Source organism: Mesorhizobium sp. WSM4829 (assembly GCF_055811475.1).
The window spans coordinates 122,200-137,385 of the sequence record NZ_JBVVQJ010000001.1 but is presented as its reverse complement, the minus strand read 5'-3'; the positions used below and the strand labels follow the sequence as shown (position 1 = coordinate 137,385).

The window sequence follows — 15,186 nt, the reverse complement described above, 5'->3', positions numbered from 1 at the left end:
CCTTGTTCTAAACGGTGTCGAGTTCGATTTCGACGCCGGTCTTCTGCACGGCGAGCATGGTGAAGATGTCCCGCTGAGGCCTCAATCGCTCGCGGTGCTGAAGCATCTGGTCGCCAACGCCAACCGTGTCGTCACCAAGGAGGAGCTCCTGGACGCTGTCTGGCCCGGCATCGCGGTGACGGAAAACAGTCTTTCCCAGTGCATCAGCGAAATCAGGAAAGCCATCGGCGACGAGAAGCAGAGCCTGCTCAAGACAGTCGCGCGACGGGGATATCGCTTTGTCCCCGAAAGCCAAGCGCCCGGCATACCTCACGATCGCTACCCGCAGGTTCACGGCACTGGCTCTCCTGACCAGCACGAGACCAAAAGCCGGCGAAGCCTGATATTTGTAAGCGCTGTACTGGCAATCGTTGCCGCAGTCGCGGCGTTCATCTGGAGGCCTACATTTGATACGGAAGTGCCGACCTCGCTCTCAATCGCGGTTCTGCCGTTCGCAAATCTCAGCGAAGCCGAGGAGCAGGCCTATCTTGCCAACGGTTTCGCGGACGATCTGACGACAGAGCTGGCGCGCGTTCCCGGCCTGTTCGTCGTCTCGCACAATGCCGCGCGTGCATATCGCAACAGCGGTCTGCCGCCGGCGAAGATCGCGAAAGAGCTCGGCGTCCGCTACCTGCTGGAGGGCTCGGTTCGACGTCTCGGCGATGAAGTGCGCATCAATGCGCACTTGGTCGATGCCTCAACGGTTGGCCAGATCTGGGCCGAGCGGTTCGAAGGTCCATTCAGCGATGTGTTCAAGCTCCAGGACCAGGTGACCGGTCAGATTGTCGCCGCGCTGCAGCTAAAGCTCGTCCCGGGAAAAGCAAACCTGGCCGTGTCCGGCGATACTGACGATCCGGAAGCTTACCAGGCTTTTCGGCGCGCTATCGAGGCGCGACGAACGGATACACCATCAGGCACCGTTGACGCATCTCGCTACCTGCGCCAGGCCTTGGCGCTGGATGCCGATTTCGGCGCGGCGGCCGCGGAATTGGCATGGCTCCACTGGGATGCCGACGACGCGAGGAGACAGGCCCTCGGGCTTGGTTGGACCGAGATCGACGACGAGCTCTACGGCAATCTGGCCATCGCTGCCGGAAATCCGTCTCCCGGTTACTATCAGCTGATTTCCGAGCTTCTGGTCCGGGAGCATAGGTCCGACGAGGCGGTGGCTGCCCTGCAAAAGGCGATAGCACTCGACCCGAGCGATTCCTGGACCTACGAAGGGCTGAGCCAGGCCCTCATCTTCAACGGCAGGCCGGCTGAGGGGCGAACCTTTCTCGAGGCGGCCCTACGCGTCGATCCCGGGTGGACGGAGTGGCGACACTATCAGGCTGGCTTGGCGGCGTTCGGCCAGGGCCGCTACGAGGAGGCGGTCGCGCAGCTTGAGCAGGTCGATGTTCGGTCGCCCAATCCGTGGACGAAGTTCTACGGCCTGCATGTTCTTGTCGCAGCGCTTGCGCATCTCGATCGCCTGCCGGAAGCGGCCTCAGCCCTGGAGCAGCTCCGAAGCGTGCTGTCGGAAAGGCAGGAGGGTCAGCCGAACCTGCTGATCGCGCAGCAGTTCTTCGTCTACAAGCGACAGGAAGATATCGTTCGCCTGCTCGATGGCTTGAGGAAGGCAGGGGTTTCTGAGCTTCCTGCCGGAATGGAACCCGAATCCGCTGAACGGATGAATGGCGTCGACATCGGCAATCTCATGATCGGACACGAGCTGACGGGACGCCAGGTTCTGCCCGATGTCTTGGCTTACCATGCTGTGATTGCGGCAGACGGCAGCGTGACCCGAACAGTTGGTGAGGAGGTCGTGACCGGTCGAATGTGGGTGCAGGGCGACAGCCTGTGCACCGCCTATCCGCGTAAACTGACGGGCTGTGGCGCCGTGTTCCGCAACCTGAGCGTCACGCCCGGAGCCCCGAACGAATACATCCTGCTGTCTCGCTTCAAGCGTTATGAATTCTCGGTGACGAAGTAGCAGCACCTTGCTGCGTTTACAGCGGCCATGAGAGATTGAGGTTCATTTCGCTCTTGCCTTCGGTGACGTACGGACCACAGCGCTTCAATGCATCCGCGAAATCCCTGGCCAAGCCCTTGAACGTCTCGGTCTGCGGCGCAACGTCGACGATCTGGATGGCACTGACTTGACCCTCGCGGGTGAAACTGACGCGGACATCTGCACTGAAGCTGATCCCGCGCATCGCCGTCTGCGTAGGCCAACAGCTTGCTGCCCGTGCGAGAATGTGGCGGCTCAGACCATCACCAGCGGACGCCGTGGTGGCGGTGCCGATCACGAGAACTCCCAAGATGCGGTTGATCATCCTTTATCTCCTCAGTTCGACGCCCGAACCGTGTGGGAACGTCGTGGGAGAGAGGACGCGAGGGCTCGTTCGAAGTCATGATATCGGCGTGAAAAAGTTCTGAAGAGTGGTGAACACAGTCGATTCGGCCCATCAGATGCATTCAAGCGGGCGAGAACGACCCCGCGATGACGGCTTGGGTTGGAGGGGCGGGTCTACGCTGGTCGTCCCCCGCCATCAGCCGATATTGTTAGGCCAAACGAACCAATAAGCGTGCCGCCTCACCCCCGGACGAACAGCGCCGCCAGGCCGACGGTGCCGATGACCAGGCGCCACCAGCCGAACAGCGAATAGCCGTGGCGCGAGACGTAGTTGAGCAGGAAGCGCACGACGATAAGCGCCGCGACGAAGGCGGCGATGAAACCGGCGGCGATGATGGGCAGATCGGCGCTGGTCAGCACATTGCGGTTCTTGAACAGGTCGAAGGCGAAGGCGCCGACCATCGTCGGCATGGCGAGAAAGAAGGAGAATTCCGCAGCCGCGCGTTTGTCGACGCCCAGAAGCAGCGCGCCGACGATCGTCGAACCGGAACGCGACGTGCCGGGGATCAGCGAAAGGCACTGGAACAGTCCGATCTGCAGATAGAGCCGGAGCGGAAACCGCTCGACGTCGTGATAGAGCGGCTTCGGCTTGAAGCGATCCACCCACAGCAGGACCAGGCCGCCGATGATCAGCATGACGCAGATCAGCCTCGGCGATTCAAACAGCACCGTCTTGATGAAGCCATGCGCCAGCGCGCCGATGACGGCCGCCGGCAGGAAGGCGACGAGGATGCCGAGAACGAAATGCCGCGTCACCCGATCACGCGGCAGGTCGACCAGCATCTGCCACAGGCGATGGAAATAGACGCTGAGGATCGCCAGTATGGCGCCGAGCTGGATCAGGATCTCGAAGGCCTTGCCGGTCGAATGGAAGCCGAGAAAATGACCGGCAAGCAGGATATGGCCGGTCGACGAGACCGGAATGAACTCGGTCATGCCCTCGATCATGCCGAGCAGCAGCGCTTCGACAATGGTCTGGCTTTCCATGGAAACCTCGGCGTTCGAGTGAGAGCTTTGAAGAACGGCTTGCTTGTCATGGCGCGGAACTCCTCCTATAGGTCGCAGCACCCTGACGGCCCTTTGAATCGGGGCGGCCCCCTGAATCGGGCGGCCAAGACTTACCGGCGCAGCCGGCGATTTGCCAGTGCGCTCTATTATCGCGGGACCATGCTGACGCTTTTCCACCACCCGATGTTCGCCACCTGCCGCTTCGTTCGCCTCGCTTTCGGCGAGTATGGCGAGGAACTGGCGCTGATCGAGGAAAAGCCGTGGATGCGGCGCAAGGAGTTCCTGGCGCTGAACCCGGCCGGCACGCTGCCGATCCTGCTTGCCGAGGGCGACGTGCCGATCGTCGGCGCCATGGTCATCGGCGAATATCTCGACGAGACGCGCGGCGTGCTCAAGCGCGACAAGCGGCTGTTCGCCGAGGACCCGATGGAGCGCGCCGAAATCCGCCGGCTGACCGACTGGTATCTCAGCAAGGCCGATAGCGAGGTGACGCGGCACCTGGTGCGCGAGCGCGTGCTGAAGCCGATCATGCCGGAAACGGCGGGCGGCGGCTCGCCCGATTCGGCGGCGATCCGCGCCGCGCGCGCCAACATCCGCCAGCACATGAAATACACCAACTGGCTGGCCGGCACCCGCCATTGGCTGGCCGGCAGCAAGGTCACCTATGCCGACCTCGCGGCCGCGGCTGCGCTGTCCGTGCTCGACTATCTCGGCGAGATCGACTGGCGCGAACACGCTGCCGCGCGCGAATGGTATGCACGGGTGAAATCACGGCCATCGTTCCGGCCGCTTTTATCCGACCGGGTGCGCGGCCTGTCGCCGGTGTCACATTATGCGGACCTCGATTTCTAGAGCGCAAAACTTGCGCGCGCTGATCGACCGCGAGGCGCGGCGCGCCGGTTTCGATGCCGTTGCCGTCACCACGCCCGATGCCATCCCGCAGGCGCCGGCCCGGCTTGCCGCATTCGTCGCCGACGGCTTCCACGGCTCGATGGGTTGGATCGCCGAGACGCTCGAACGCCGTGGCGAGCCGATGGCGCTTTGGCCCGAAGTTCGCTCGATCATCGTGCTGGCCATGAACTACGGGCCGGACCACGACCCGCGCGCGGTGCTGGGCAAGCGCCAGCGCGGCGCGATCTCCGTCTATGCGCAGAACCGCGATTATCACGATGTGATGAAGGGCCGGCTGAAAGAGATCGCCGGCAAGATCGTGGGGCACTCTGGGAGCGACGTAAAAGTGTTCGTCGACACCGCCCCGGTGATGGAAAAGCCGCTGGCAGAAGCCGCCGGCCTCGGCTGGCAAGGCAAGCACACCAATCTGGTCAGCCGCGAGCACGGCTCCTGGCTGTTCCTTGGCACCATCTTCACCACGGCCGAGCTTGCATCCGATACGCCCGAAGACGACCATTGCGGCTCTTGCCGCGCCTGTCTCGACGCCTGCCCGACCGACGCCTTTCCGGCTCCCTACCGGCTCGATGCGCGCCGCTGCATCTCCTACCTCACCATCGAGAACAAGGGGCCGATCCCGCACGAGTTCCGCGAAAAAATCGGCAACCGCATCTATGGCTGCGACGATTGCCTGGCCGCCTGCCCATGGAACAAGTTTGCCCGGGCAGCGTCCGAGGCAAAGCTCGTCGCCCGCGCGGACTTGCGCGAGCCGCCGCTCGCCGATCTGTTGGCGCTCGACGACGCTTCCTTCCGGTCGTTCTTTAGCGGTTCGCCGGTCAAGCGCATCGGTCGCGACCGCTTTGTCCGCAATGTGCTGATCGCCGCCGGCAATTCCGGCGAACCCTCGCTCGGAAACGCCGTGCGTGCGCTGCTCGGTGACGCCTCGCCGCTGGTGCGCGGCGCAGCGGTTTGGGCGCTGTCACGGCTTGTGCCGACTTCGGAATTCGCCAAATCGGCCAGCGCTGCGGTGAAAGCAGAAGGCGACGAGGCCGTGCGACGCGAATGGCGCCTAGCGCTGGCAAACCAGATCGAGGCGCATGCATGAGCGAGAAGCAGATCCTCATTTTCGGCGCCGGCTATTCGGGCAAGGCATTTGCCCGCGCCAGCAAGGATGCCGGCACGATCCTTGGCACGACACGCGCAGCAGAGAAATTCGAAGCGCTGCGGCAAGCCGGAATCCAGCCGCTGGTTTTCGATGGCGCGCTGACGCTTGAAATCAGCGACGCGCTCGAGAAAACAACCCACCTCGTCGTCTCGGTGGCGCCGGAAGAGGCCGGCGACCCGGTGCTGAATGCGGCGCGCCAGGCAATCGCGAAGATGCCGGCGCTCGAATGGATCGCCTATCTCTCCACCGTCGGCGTCTACGGCGACCATGGCGGCGGTTGGGTCGACGAGACCGCCGCATGCAGGCCGCTGTCGAAGCGCTCGATGCTGCGTGTCGCCGCCGAGCAGGACTGGCTAAAGCTGGGTCGAGACATCGCCCGGCCGGTGGCGATCCTGCGGCTTTCCGGCATCTACGGGCCGGGCCGCAATGCCCTGGTCAATCTGGAAAACGACACCGCGCGGCGGCTGGTCAAGCCGGGCCAGGTGTTCAACCGCATCCATTGCGACGACATTGCCGGGGCGCTTTGGCATCTGCTCAAGCACACCAGCGGCGGCATCTTCAACGTCACCGACGACCTGCCGGCGCCGCCGCAGGACGTCGTCACCTATGCCGCAGGGTTGATGGGCGTCACACCGCCGCCGGAAATTCCGTTCGAGACCGCCCAACTTTCGCCCATGGCGCGGTCCTTCTATGGCGAGAACAAGCGTGTCGCCAACACGGCGATCAAGGCGGCCGGCTATCGCTTCCGCTTTCCCGACTACCGCAGGGCATTCGACCATATGTGGGTTTCGGGCAACTGGCGCGACGGCGAGGCGCGCAGCCCGATGAAGCGGTCGTGATCGAAATCGCGCGCCGGGCGTGCTATGATTCGACCCAATTTGCAGAGGGGTTCTGCTTTCATGACGATGTTGAAGCGACCATTGCCCGGCAAATCGCTGCTGCTGAAGCGCGTCGCAACGCGCTTTAGATCTCTGTTTATGCATGTCGTTGTCCCAAAACCGCTGCGCACTTTTGGGCGACATGCATTGGCAACACTCGCCGTCCTCGCCTTGGCGGGGCTTGCAGCGCGACCTGCGGCGGCCGAGGAACTGGCGAAAAACCTGTTCGGCGCCAAAAAGCTGCCGGCCGTGGCTGCGCCGCAGTCGATCGGTTTTTATTCCAAGGGCTGCTTTGCCGGCGGCGTCGCCATACCCCTGAACGGCCCGAAATGGGAGGTGATGCGGCCTTCGCGCAACCGCCGCTGGGGCCATCCGACGATGATCGCGCTGATCGAGAAACTGTCGCGCGACGCCGCGGCCGATGGCTGGCCCGGCCTGTTGGTCGGCGACATTTCGCAGCCGCGCGGCGGTCCGATGCTGACCGGCCATGCCTCGCACCAGATCGGCCTCGACGCCGACATCTGGCTGACGCCAATGCCCGACCGCAAGCTTTCGCTCGAGCAGCGCGAAAACATGAGCGCCACCTTGCTTGTCGACGAAAAGACCCATTTGGTGAAAGATGCGCTCTGGGCACCGGCGCATACGCGGCTGCTGAAGCGCGCGGCAAGCTATGCGGAAGTCGAGCGCATCCTGGTCAATCCCGGCATCAAGAAGAAGCTCTGCGACACGGTGAAAGGCGACCGTGGATGGCTGCGCAAGGTCAGGCCGTTCTGGGGCCATGACTATCACTTCCACATCCGCATCGGCTGCCAGCCCGGCTCGCCCAAATGCAAAGCGCAGGAAAACACAGCGCCAGGCGACGGCTGCGACCAGTCGCTGGCATGGTGGTTTACCGAGGAGCCGTGGCGCCCCAACAAGAACCCGGACAGGCCGAAAGCGCGCGACCTGATGACGATGGCGAGCCTGCCCGCAGCATGCCAGGCCGTGCTCGACGGGCCAAATCCGGCTTCGGCGGAGGCGGTCACCTATTATGGCGACTATTACGGCGAGGACGGGGTGCCGGTCGCGGCTGCACCCGTTCTCAGCAAGGCTCCGTCGCCGGCGCGGGCATCGGCAAGCGGCGCGGCAGCGCTCCCGGCCACGGCCAACGCCTACGCCGAAACGCCCGAGATCGGCATTCCGCTGCCGCGACCCCGGCCGGGGTACTGAGGCGATATTAGGAAAGCCGGTCGAGGGTGCTCTCAACGCAGCGGCGCTCTCACGTAACGGCATGGATCCCAGGGTCTGCGCCGCGTCGCTTCGCTCCTTGCTCCGCCCTGGGATGACGAAGGGAAAAACGTTTCTGCCAATCTCGAAGGTTTGCGACAGCTGCCATCCGCTGCGCGGCGAAGCAAGCACCAATCTCCGACACATGCGATTGGCCTTAAGTTACCACGCCTTCGTCATCCTAGGGCGGAGCAGGAGCGAAGCGACGTCGCGGAGACCCTAGGATCCATGCCGTTACAGTAGTCGAGGAGTGCAGCGATCCAGTGATTGCTTGCGCGTCCGTCTAAGCTACATCTGACCCCATCTTGCTCTGAATCTTGGGCGCCGCATTTCGAAAACTGATTTCCCTTTCCCGGGTCATGCGCTAGTCAACAAAAGAACGGCGGAACGCCACTGGGAACCGGGACGGACGAGAGCATGCCAGACGACGACACCGTGCTGCAGTTTCCGGTCCTGATCGGCGACATCGGCGGCACCAATGCGCGCTTTTCGATGGTGCTCGACGCGACTTCGGAACCAACCGAACCGCAGATCGTCCAGACCGCCAATTTCAACACGATCGACTCAGCGATCCAGGCGGCGGTGCTCGACCGCTCGTCGGTGCGGCCCAACTCCGCCGTGCTGGCGGTGGCCGGCCCGGTCGACAGCGACGAGATCCCGCTCACCAACTGCCCGTGGATCGTCAAGCCAAAAAAAATGTTTGCCAGCCTCGGCCTCGGCGACGTCGTGGTGCTCAATGATTTCGAGGCGCAGGCGCTGGCCGTCGTGGCGCTCGGCGAAGAGCATATGGAAAAGATCGGCGGCGATGCGCCGGAGCCCAATGCCGGGCGCGTGGTGCTCGGCCCCGGGACCGGGCTTGGCGTCGCCGGCCTGGTGCACGCGCTAAACCACTGGATCCCGGTGCCCGGCGAGGGCGGTCACATGGATATCGGGCCGCGCTCGTCGCGCGATTTCCAGGTGTTTGCGCATATCGAGAAGCTCGAGGGCAGAATCTCCGGCGAACAGATCCTGTCCGGACGCGGCCTGGTCAATGCCTACCGGGCGGTGGCCAGGGCGGACGGCAAGCCGGCGCCGTTGACCACGCCGGCCGAGGTCACCGCCGCGGCGCTGGCGAAGTCGGATCCGGTGGCCGAGGAAGCGCTGTCGCTGTTCGTCACCTGCCTCGGGCGCACCGCCGGCGACCTTGCGCTGGTGTTCATGAGCCGCGGCGGCGTCTTCCTGACCGGCGGCATCGCGCAGAAAATCCTGCCGGCGCTGAAGTCAGGCAATTTCCGCGCCGCCTTCGAGGACAAGGCGCCGCACAGCGAATTGATGCGGACCATGCCGGTCTATGTGATCACCCATCCGCTGGCAGCGCTTTCCGGCCTTGCCGCCTATGCCAGAAACCCATCGCTGTTCGGCGTCCAGACGGCGGGGCGACGCTGGCGGGCGTGACCCCACAGAGTTTTTGCCGGCCTCGGCCATAGGCAAGCCGGCACCGGGGCGCTAAGAGGATTGCCGAATTAACCCGGCCGCGGAGCCGGACCGACATCACGGAACGATCCCGACTTGAACCAGTCGCCAAACACCCAAGCCCCAAACCACCAAGCCAAAGCCCGGCCCGGCGAGGTCGTGGCGGTGATCCGCCGCATCCTCGCCGAGAACGGCCGCGACTATCGCTGGTATTATGTTCTGGCCGTTCTGTGCCTGGTGATGGTTGCGGCCACGACCGCCTTCACCGCCTGGATCATGAAGGATGTCGTCGACCAGATATTCTACCAGCAGCGCGGCGATCTCATCGCGCTGATCTGCTTGTTGATCCTGGGCGCCTTCATGCTGCGCGGGCTGGCCACCTACGGCCAGGCGGTGACGCTGGCCAGGATCGGCAACAATCTGGTGGCGCGCTACCAGCGGCGCATCTTCGCCCATCTGATGAAGCTCGGCATCAATTTCTTCAACGACACGCACTCGGGACGGCTGGCCGCCCAGATCAACGAGAACGTCAACGGCATCCGCGACCTGCTGTCGATGACGCTGACATCGTTGGCACGCGACGTCGTATCGCTGATCGCGCTGATCGGCGTCATGATCTGGCAGGATCCGATGCTGTCGCTGATGTCGCTGCTGATCGGGCCGCCGCTGATCTACACCGTCGTCTATCTGACCCGCAGGATAAGGCGCGCCACGCGCGAAGCCGTACAGATAAACGCGCGGCTGATCGGCGCCATGCAGGAAGCGACGCAAGGCATCGCCATCGTCAAGGCGTTTACGCTGGAGGACGAGCTGTCGCGCCGCATCAGCGATCTTGTCGCCGGCGCCGAGCAGCGGGCAAACCGCATCGCCCGCGTCTCGGAACGGTTATCGCCGATCTCCGACATGCTGGCCGGTTTCGCCGTCGCCGGCGTCATCGCCTATTCCGGCTACCGGGCAGCCGTCGGCGGCCAGCCGCCCGGCGCGGTGTTTTCCTTCATCACCGCGCTGCTGCTCGCCTACGACCCGGCCCGGCGGCTGGCGCGCATGCAGGTCGGCATGGAACGGTCGCTGGTCAATGCGCGCATGATCTACGAGTTGCTCGACCTCGAGCCGCAGCAGGGCGACGCGCCCGGCGCGGCCGAAGTGAAGATCACCCGGGGCGAGGTGCGCTTCAACAATGTGTCGTTCGGCTATGTCGCCGACGCCCCGGTGCTGCAGGATCTCAGCTTCGTTGCCGCCGCCGGCAAGATGACGGCCATCGTCGGCGCCTCGGGCGCCGGCAAATCGACGCTGGTGGCGCTGCTGCAGCGTTTTTACGATGTCGAGGCGGGCAGCATCGAGGTCGACGGCCAGGACATTTCGCAAGTCACCAAGCAGTCGCTGCGCCGCTGCATCGCCTATGTCTCGCAGCAGCCCTATCTGTTCGAAGGCAGCATTCGCGACAACATTCGCTACGGGCGGCTGAGCGCCAGCGACGCCGAGATCGAACTGGCCGCGCAACAAGCCGAGGCCGATGGCTTCATCCGCCAGCAGCCGCAGGGCTATGACACCCCTGTCGGCGAAGGCGGCCTGACGCTGTCGGGCGGCCAGCGCCAGCGCCTGTCGATCGCTCGCGCCATCGTGCGGCAGGCGCCGATCCTGCTGCTCGACGAGGCGACCTCGGCGCTCGACAACGAAGCGGAAGCGCGCGTCCAGCAGGCGCTGATCCAGATCATGGCGGGGCGCACGACCATCGTCATTGCGCACCGGCTGTCGACCGTGGTCAATGCCGACCATATCATCGTGCTGGAACAGGGCCGGCTGGTCGAGCAAGGCACGCATGCCTCGCTGATGGCCGACCCGCACAGCGTCTATGCCCGGTTCCACCGGGTGCAGGGCAACAAGGGGCTGGGGCTTGTCGACGACGGCAAGCCAATCCAAACTCTGCTGCGGCGCGCGAAGAAAGCGATTGGGAGAAATTTATGAGCGGTACGGCCACAAACGACCCGCCCGTCAGTGAAATGGGCCTGGTGGTGGTCGGCGCGGCCGGTCGCATGGGCCAGGCGCTGATCCGTGCCATCCACACCATTCCGGGCGCCCGCGTCGCCGGCGCGATCGAGCGGGCCGGCTCGCCGCATGTCGGCAAGGATGCCGGCGAACTGGCCGGCATCGGCACTATCGGCGTGGTGATCGGCGACGATCCGCTGCCGGCTTTCGCCAGGGCCGACGGCGTCCTCGATTTCACCAGCCCGGCGGCGACCGTCGAATTCGCCGGCTATGCGGCGCAGGCGCGCATCGCCCATGTCATCGGCACCACCGGCTGCTCGGCGGACGACAATGCAAAGATAGCGGCGGCGGCGCGCCACGCGACGATCGTCAAGTCAGGCAATATGAGCCTCGGCGTCAATCTGCTGGCGGTGCTGGTGGAGCAGGCGGCGCGCGCGCTCGATGCCGACGATTTCGACATCGAGATCCTGGAAATGCACCACCGGCACAAGGTCGATGCGCCGTCGGGAACGGCGCTGCTGCTCGGTGAAGCCGCCGCCGCCGGGCGCGGCATCGACCTTGACGGGAACAGCGTGCGGTCGCGCGACGGCCATACCGGCGTGCGCAAGACCGGCTCGATCGGCTTCGCCACGCTGCGCGGCGGTTCGGTGGTCGGCGACCACAGTGTTCTGCTGGCCGGCACCGGCGAGCGCATCACGCTTGCCCACCACGCCGAGGACCGGGCGATCTTCGCCCGCGGCGCGGTGAAGGCCGCACTGTGGGCGCGCGGCAGGAAGCCGGGTCTGTATTCGATGCGCGACGTGCTCGGACTCGCCTGAGACGATCTCATCCACCAAACCGAAGGAGCAAAAATGTCGGGAACTCTCGTGCTCGTGCGCCATGGCCAGAGCGAATGGAACCTGAAGAACCTTTTCACCGGCTGGCGCGACGTCGACCTAACCGAGCTGGGCCACGCCGAGGCCAGGGAGGCGGGCGCCAAGCTGAAGGCGCGCGGCATGAAATTCGACATCGCCTTCACCTCGTCGCTGATCCGGGCGCAGAAGACCTGCCAGCACATTCTCGACGCGGTCGGCCAGAGCGATCTCGAGACCATCCGCGACCAGGCGCTGAACGAGCGCGACTATGGCGATCTCTCCGGCCTCAACAAGGACGACGCGCGCCAGAAATGGGGCGAGGAGCAGGTGCATGTCTGGCGCCGCTCCTACGACGTGCCGCCGCCCGGCGGCGAAAGCCTGAAGGACACCGGCGCGCGCGTCTGGCCCTATTATCTGCACGACCTGCAGCCGCATGTGCTGCGCGGCGGCACAGTCCTGGTCGCGGCGCATGGCAATTCGCTGCGCGCGCTGATCATGGCGCTGGACGGCAAGTCGGGCGAGGAGATCGTCAGGCTGGAGCTTGGCACCGGCGTGCCGGTCATCTACAAGCTCAACGCCGATTCGACGGTGGCATCCAAGGAAGTGCTGGCCGGCTGAGCCGGCGGGGCAGCTTTCAAAAAAGCGCGTTGACACTCACCGCTTGCCCGCCTAAAGAGCCCGCACCAGCCCAGATGGCGGAATTGGTAGACGCGCACGGTTCAGGTCCGTGTTCCGCAAGGAGTGGAGGTTCGAGTCCTCTTCTGGGCACCATCATCTTGTAAGTACCTGATTTCATTCAGGTTCTGATTCGCTTTTCCAGTTCGGCCCAGTTGTAACAGTGACTGTTATAGTCGGGGCTCGAATCGAATGGCGACACTGCCCGAACGGATGATGGCGCGCAGCGGCACTTTTTACTGCCGAATTTGGGTTCCTACGGACATTGCCCCTATATACGGGCGTCAAATCGTGGTCCGGTCCTTGCGTACAAAAGATCTCAAAACCGCCAAGTCGCGTCTCGCTCGCAAGAACGTCGAACTGGAAAACCAGTTTGACGCGATTCGTGCCGAGCAGGTTGCCTATGACAATCTTGGCGTTGCTGCGCCGGACTCGCGAACGATCCGTGCCGGCTTCCGCGAGATCGCCCGTGAACACGCCATCGCGGCGAGCGATCACGAGTTCTGCCGCCGTGCGGAGCTCTTCAGCCAGGCGACCGCGGCGCCAGCACGGTTCTGGCGCGGCGAGTTCGGACCGCTGCCGGTGCCGGCCGACTTCGGGCACGACGAACAGGATGCCTATACCTATTTCGACCACCTCGTTGCCGAAGGTGATCTCGAAAAGGTCATCGCGTTCGTCAATCGGTTTCGCCTTGGGAAGCGGATCGAGACGTTGCAGAGCATGCGGGCGACCGGAAACCTTGGCGAATTCGTCGCGATCGCCGAGAACCGCATTCCCGAAATCAGCCATTCGGATGCGATCGCTCTTGGCCGATTGCTGCTTGAGAACGAACTCAACGCGCTTCGGGCAATTGCCGAGCGACAACCTGATTCTTCGCTGGGCGATCTTCGTGCAGGCAATTTTCGGCAGGCAGAGAACCCTGAAGCGCCTGCCTTGCACAGCTCTCCGCCGATGGCACCGGCAGCCAAGCCGGTTTCGCTCGACCAACTGTTCGAGCGCTGGGAGGCGGAAACCGATCCGAGCGCCAGCACATTGTCCAGCTGGCGCGGCATCATGCGCGACCTGAAATCATTCGTCGGGGACAAGGCGGACGACATTACTCGCATCACCGCCGAGGATATCGTCGGCTGGAAGGACAAGCTCGTCAAAGCCAAGAAGGCAGCGGCAACCATCTCGCGAGGCTATCTCGGCTGCGCCCGTGCGCTGTTCAGGTTTGCCGTGGCGAACAAACTCGCGGCGTCCGATCCTTCCCAGGGAATCAAGGTCGCGCGCAAGACGAAGGCGGGCAAGAAGATGTTGGGCTATAGCGGCGAGGAAGTGGCTCGTCTGCTGGAGCTGGCCAGCAATGCTGCTGACCCCGGGAAGAAATGGCTCCCTTGGCTGGCAGCCGCCACGGGATCACGGATTGGCGAAGTGGCGCAGCTGCACGTCAGCCATGTGTTTGAGGAAGACGGATATCATGTCGTAAAGATCACGCCGGCAATCGATGCTGGTAGCATCAAGAATGCGGAAAGCGAAAGGACAGTGCCCATTCATCCGGCCCTGCTTGCAGCCGGGTTCCTGGAATTCGTGGCGGAGAAGGGACAGGGTCCACTCTTTTATGGCCGCTCGTCAGGCGATCCAAAGCGAAAGCACGCCTCGAAGGGCGTTGCCAACCGGCTGGCGTCCTGGATTCGAGCGAACGGGTTTTCCGATCGACGCAAAGCGCCGAATCATGCGCTGAGGCACTGGTTCAAGACCGAAGCGTCAAGGGTTGGCATTTCTGACAGCGTGGCCGACGCCATTCAGGGCCACACCGACAGCAGTTCCTCGGGTGTCTACAGGCATATCGGCGTGGCCCTGATGGCATCAGCGCTCGAGAAGATCGAACTGCCGCCGCGCCGCGGCGTGTCCTTAGACGCTTAGAGCTACACGTCTGCGCTGGAATCTCATAACCTCCTGATTGCGCCATCATCCGCTGCCATTCGCAGGCGAGTCTTTGGGGGCGTCGTCAGAGACAACAGTTTCCGGCATATTCGGGCCGTTTTCCGCTGACGGCTTTTACACAATGGCAGCTGGAAGCAGACGTTCATTATGAAAGCTCATCAGGATGGCTGATGTGCATGGCCTAAGCACGCTCCTTTGAACTCTGAAGAACTGTTCCTTCCTTTCTCTGCAGCGGAAAACGTGCCTTTGCGCGCACTCAAAGAGGGGTAATTATGAGCTGGGGCCCCAATTGCGCACCTGCCGCCTCTAAGCTAAAGCCGGGTGAATTTAACCCCGATCGCATCGGCGAGATAGCGGTTTCGACCGTGGGTTTCGCGATTTGGCCGCGCTCATCCTAGCATCTGCTCAAACTCAGGCGAATGAGATGCTTCGTCTGCTCAAGTGTCAGCGAGGCGCTTACTCCAGCAGGGCACCCCTTCTTAAGGGCCGCCAGCATATAGGGACCAATTTTATCGCACCTGGCCACTACAATTGTACAATTGCTGCGGTTGGGGCGCGGATGCGGTGCATTGTGCTGCGACCCTGCGCCTGACGAGAAGCGCGCTGGACTGTCAGCGTATCCGAGATACCGTCTCACCCTTGCGACTTAATCTC

13 protein-coding genes, 1 tRNA gene and 1 pseudogene are annotated in these 15,186 nt (G+C 63.6%); 13 read left to right on the top strand and 2 right to left on the bottom strand.

The annotated features are described in order from the left end of the window. Positions 1–94 precede the first annotated feature (94 nt). Together AC0L17_RS00490 and AC0L17_RS00485 are read left to right on the top strand one after the other, a co-directional pair. A pseudogene (locus tag AC0L17_RS00490) lies at positions 95–220 on the top strand (winged helix-turn-helix domain-containing protein); the annotation flags it as partial. A 237-nt stretch (positions 221–457) separates the two neighbouring features. Continuing rightward, positions 458–2,011, top strand: a complete 1,554-nt coding sequence (locus AC0L17_RS00485; RefSeq protein ID WP_473514597.1) for a tetratricopeptide repeat protein — start codon at positions 458–460, stop codon at positions 2,009–2,011. 16 nt (positions 2,012–2,027) lie between these two features. Here the strand turns inward: AC0L17_RS00485 and AC0L17_RS00480 are convergent, their stop codons facing one another. Both AC0L17_RS00480 and AC0L17_RS00475 read right to left on the bottom strand, forming a co-directional pair. Beyond that, positions 2,028–2,354 (bottom strand): hypothetical protein, encoded by a 327-nt coding sequence (locus AC0L17_RS00480; RefSeq protein ID WP_473514358.1) that lies wholly within the window; start codon positions 2,352–2,354, stop codon positions 2,028–2,030. A gap of 260 nt (positions 2,355–2,614) precedes the next feature. Continuing rightward, positions 2,615–3,421, bottom strand: a complete 807-nt coding sequence (locus tag AC0L17_RS00475; RefSeq protein WP_023803684.1) for an undecaprenyl-diphosphate phosphatase — start codon at positions 3,419–3,421, stop codon at positions 2,615–2,617. Between the two features lie 180 nt (positions 3,422–3,601). On the opposite strand from AC0L17_RS00475, the gene AC0L17_RS00470 reads away from it, so the two are divergent. The 11 genes from AC0L17_RS00470 to AC0L17_RS00420 all read left to right on the top strand — a co-directional run bounded on the left by AC0L17_RS00470 (position 3,602) and on the right by AC0L17_RS00420 (position 14,511). After that, positions 3,602–4,294 (top strand): glutathione S-transferase family protein, encoded by a 693-nt coding sequence (locus AC0L17_RS00470; RefSeq protein ID WP_128169289.1) that lies wholly within the window; start codon positions 3,602–3,604, stop codon positions 4,292–4,294. Further along, positions 4,275–5,435 (top strand): tRNA epoxyqueuosine(34) reductase QueG, encoded by a 1,161-nt coding sequence (gene queG, locus AC0L17_RS00465; protein WP_473514357.1) that lies wholly within the window; start codon positions 4,275–4,277, stop codon positions 5,433–5,435. Before AC0L17_RS00470 ends, queG begins: the two co-directional genes overlap by 20 nt. Then, complete coding sequence (locus tag AC0L17_RS00460) at positions 5,432–6,334, top strand: SDR family oxidoreductase (protein WP_473514356.1); 903 nt, start codon at positions 5,432–5,434, stop codon at positions 6,332–6,334. The genes queG and AC0L17_RS00460 overlap by 4 nt, the downstream gene beginning before the upstream one ends. Then, a complete protein-coding gene (locus AC0L17_RS00455; protein ID WP_473514613.1) occupies positions 6,331–6,462 on the top strand; it encodes a hypothetical protein in 132 nt (43 codons plus the stop codon). The genes AC0L17_RS00460 and AC0L17_RS00455 overlap by 4 nt, the downstream gene beginning before the upstream one ends. Before the next feature lie 10 nt (positions 6,463–6,472). Next, complete coding sequence (gene mepA, locus AC0L17_RS00450) at positions 6,473–7,582, top strand: penicillin-insensitive murein endopeptidase (RefSeq protein ID WP_473514596.1); 1,110 nt, start codon at positions 6,473–6,475, stop codon at positions 7,580–7,582. 474 nt (positions 7,583–8,056) lie between these two features. After that, complete coding sequence (locus AC0L17_RS00445; RefSeq protein WP_473514355.1) at positions 8,057–9,073, top strand: glucokinase; 1,017 nt, start codon at positions 8,057–8,059, stop codon at positions 9,071–9,073. A gap of 114 nt (positions 9,074–9,187) precedes the next feature. After that, a complete protein-coding gene (locus AC0L17_RS00440) occupies positions 9,188–11,056 on the top strand; it encodes an ABC transporter ATP-binding protein (RefSeq protein ID WP_473514354.1) in 1,869 nt (622 codons plus the stop codon). Beyond that, positions 11,053–11,895 (top strand): 4-hydroxy-tetrahydrodipicolinate reductase, encoded by an 843-nt coding sequence (gene dapB, locus AC0L17_RS00435; RefSeq protein WP_473514353.1) that lies wholly within the window; start codon positions 11,053–11,055, stop codon positions 11,893–11,895. Before AC0L17_RS00440 ends, dapB begins: the two co-directional genes overlap by 4 nt. A gap of 33 nt (positions 11,896–11,928) precedes the next feature. After that, positions 11,929–12,549, top strand: a complete 621-nt coding sequence (locus AC0L17_RS00430) for a 2,3-bisphosphoglycerate-dependent phosphoglycerate mutase (protein ID WP_023803692.1) — start codon at positions 11,929–11,931, stop codon at positions 12,547–12,549. A gap of 68 nt (positions 12,550–12,617) precedes the next feature. Further along, positions 12,618–12,702: transfer RNA gene (locus AC0L17_RS00425), tRNA-Leu, on the top strand. 120 nt (positions 12,703–12,822) lie between these two features. After that, a complete protein-coding gene (locus AC0L17_RS00420; RefSeq protein WP_473514352.1) occupies positions 12,823–14,511 on the top strand; it encodes a DUF6538 domain-containing protein in 1,689 nt (562 codons plus the stop codon). Positions 14,512–15,186 lie beyond the last annotated feature (675 nt).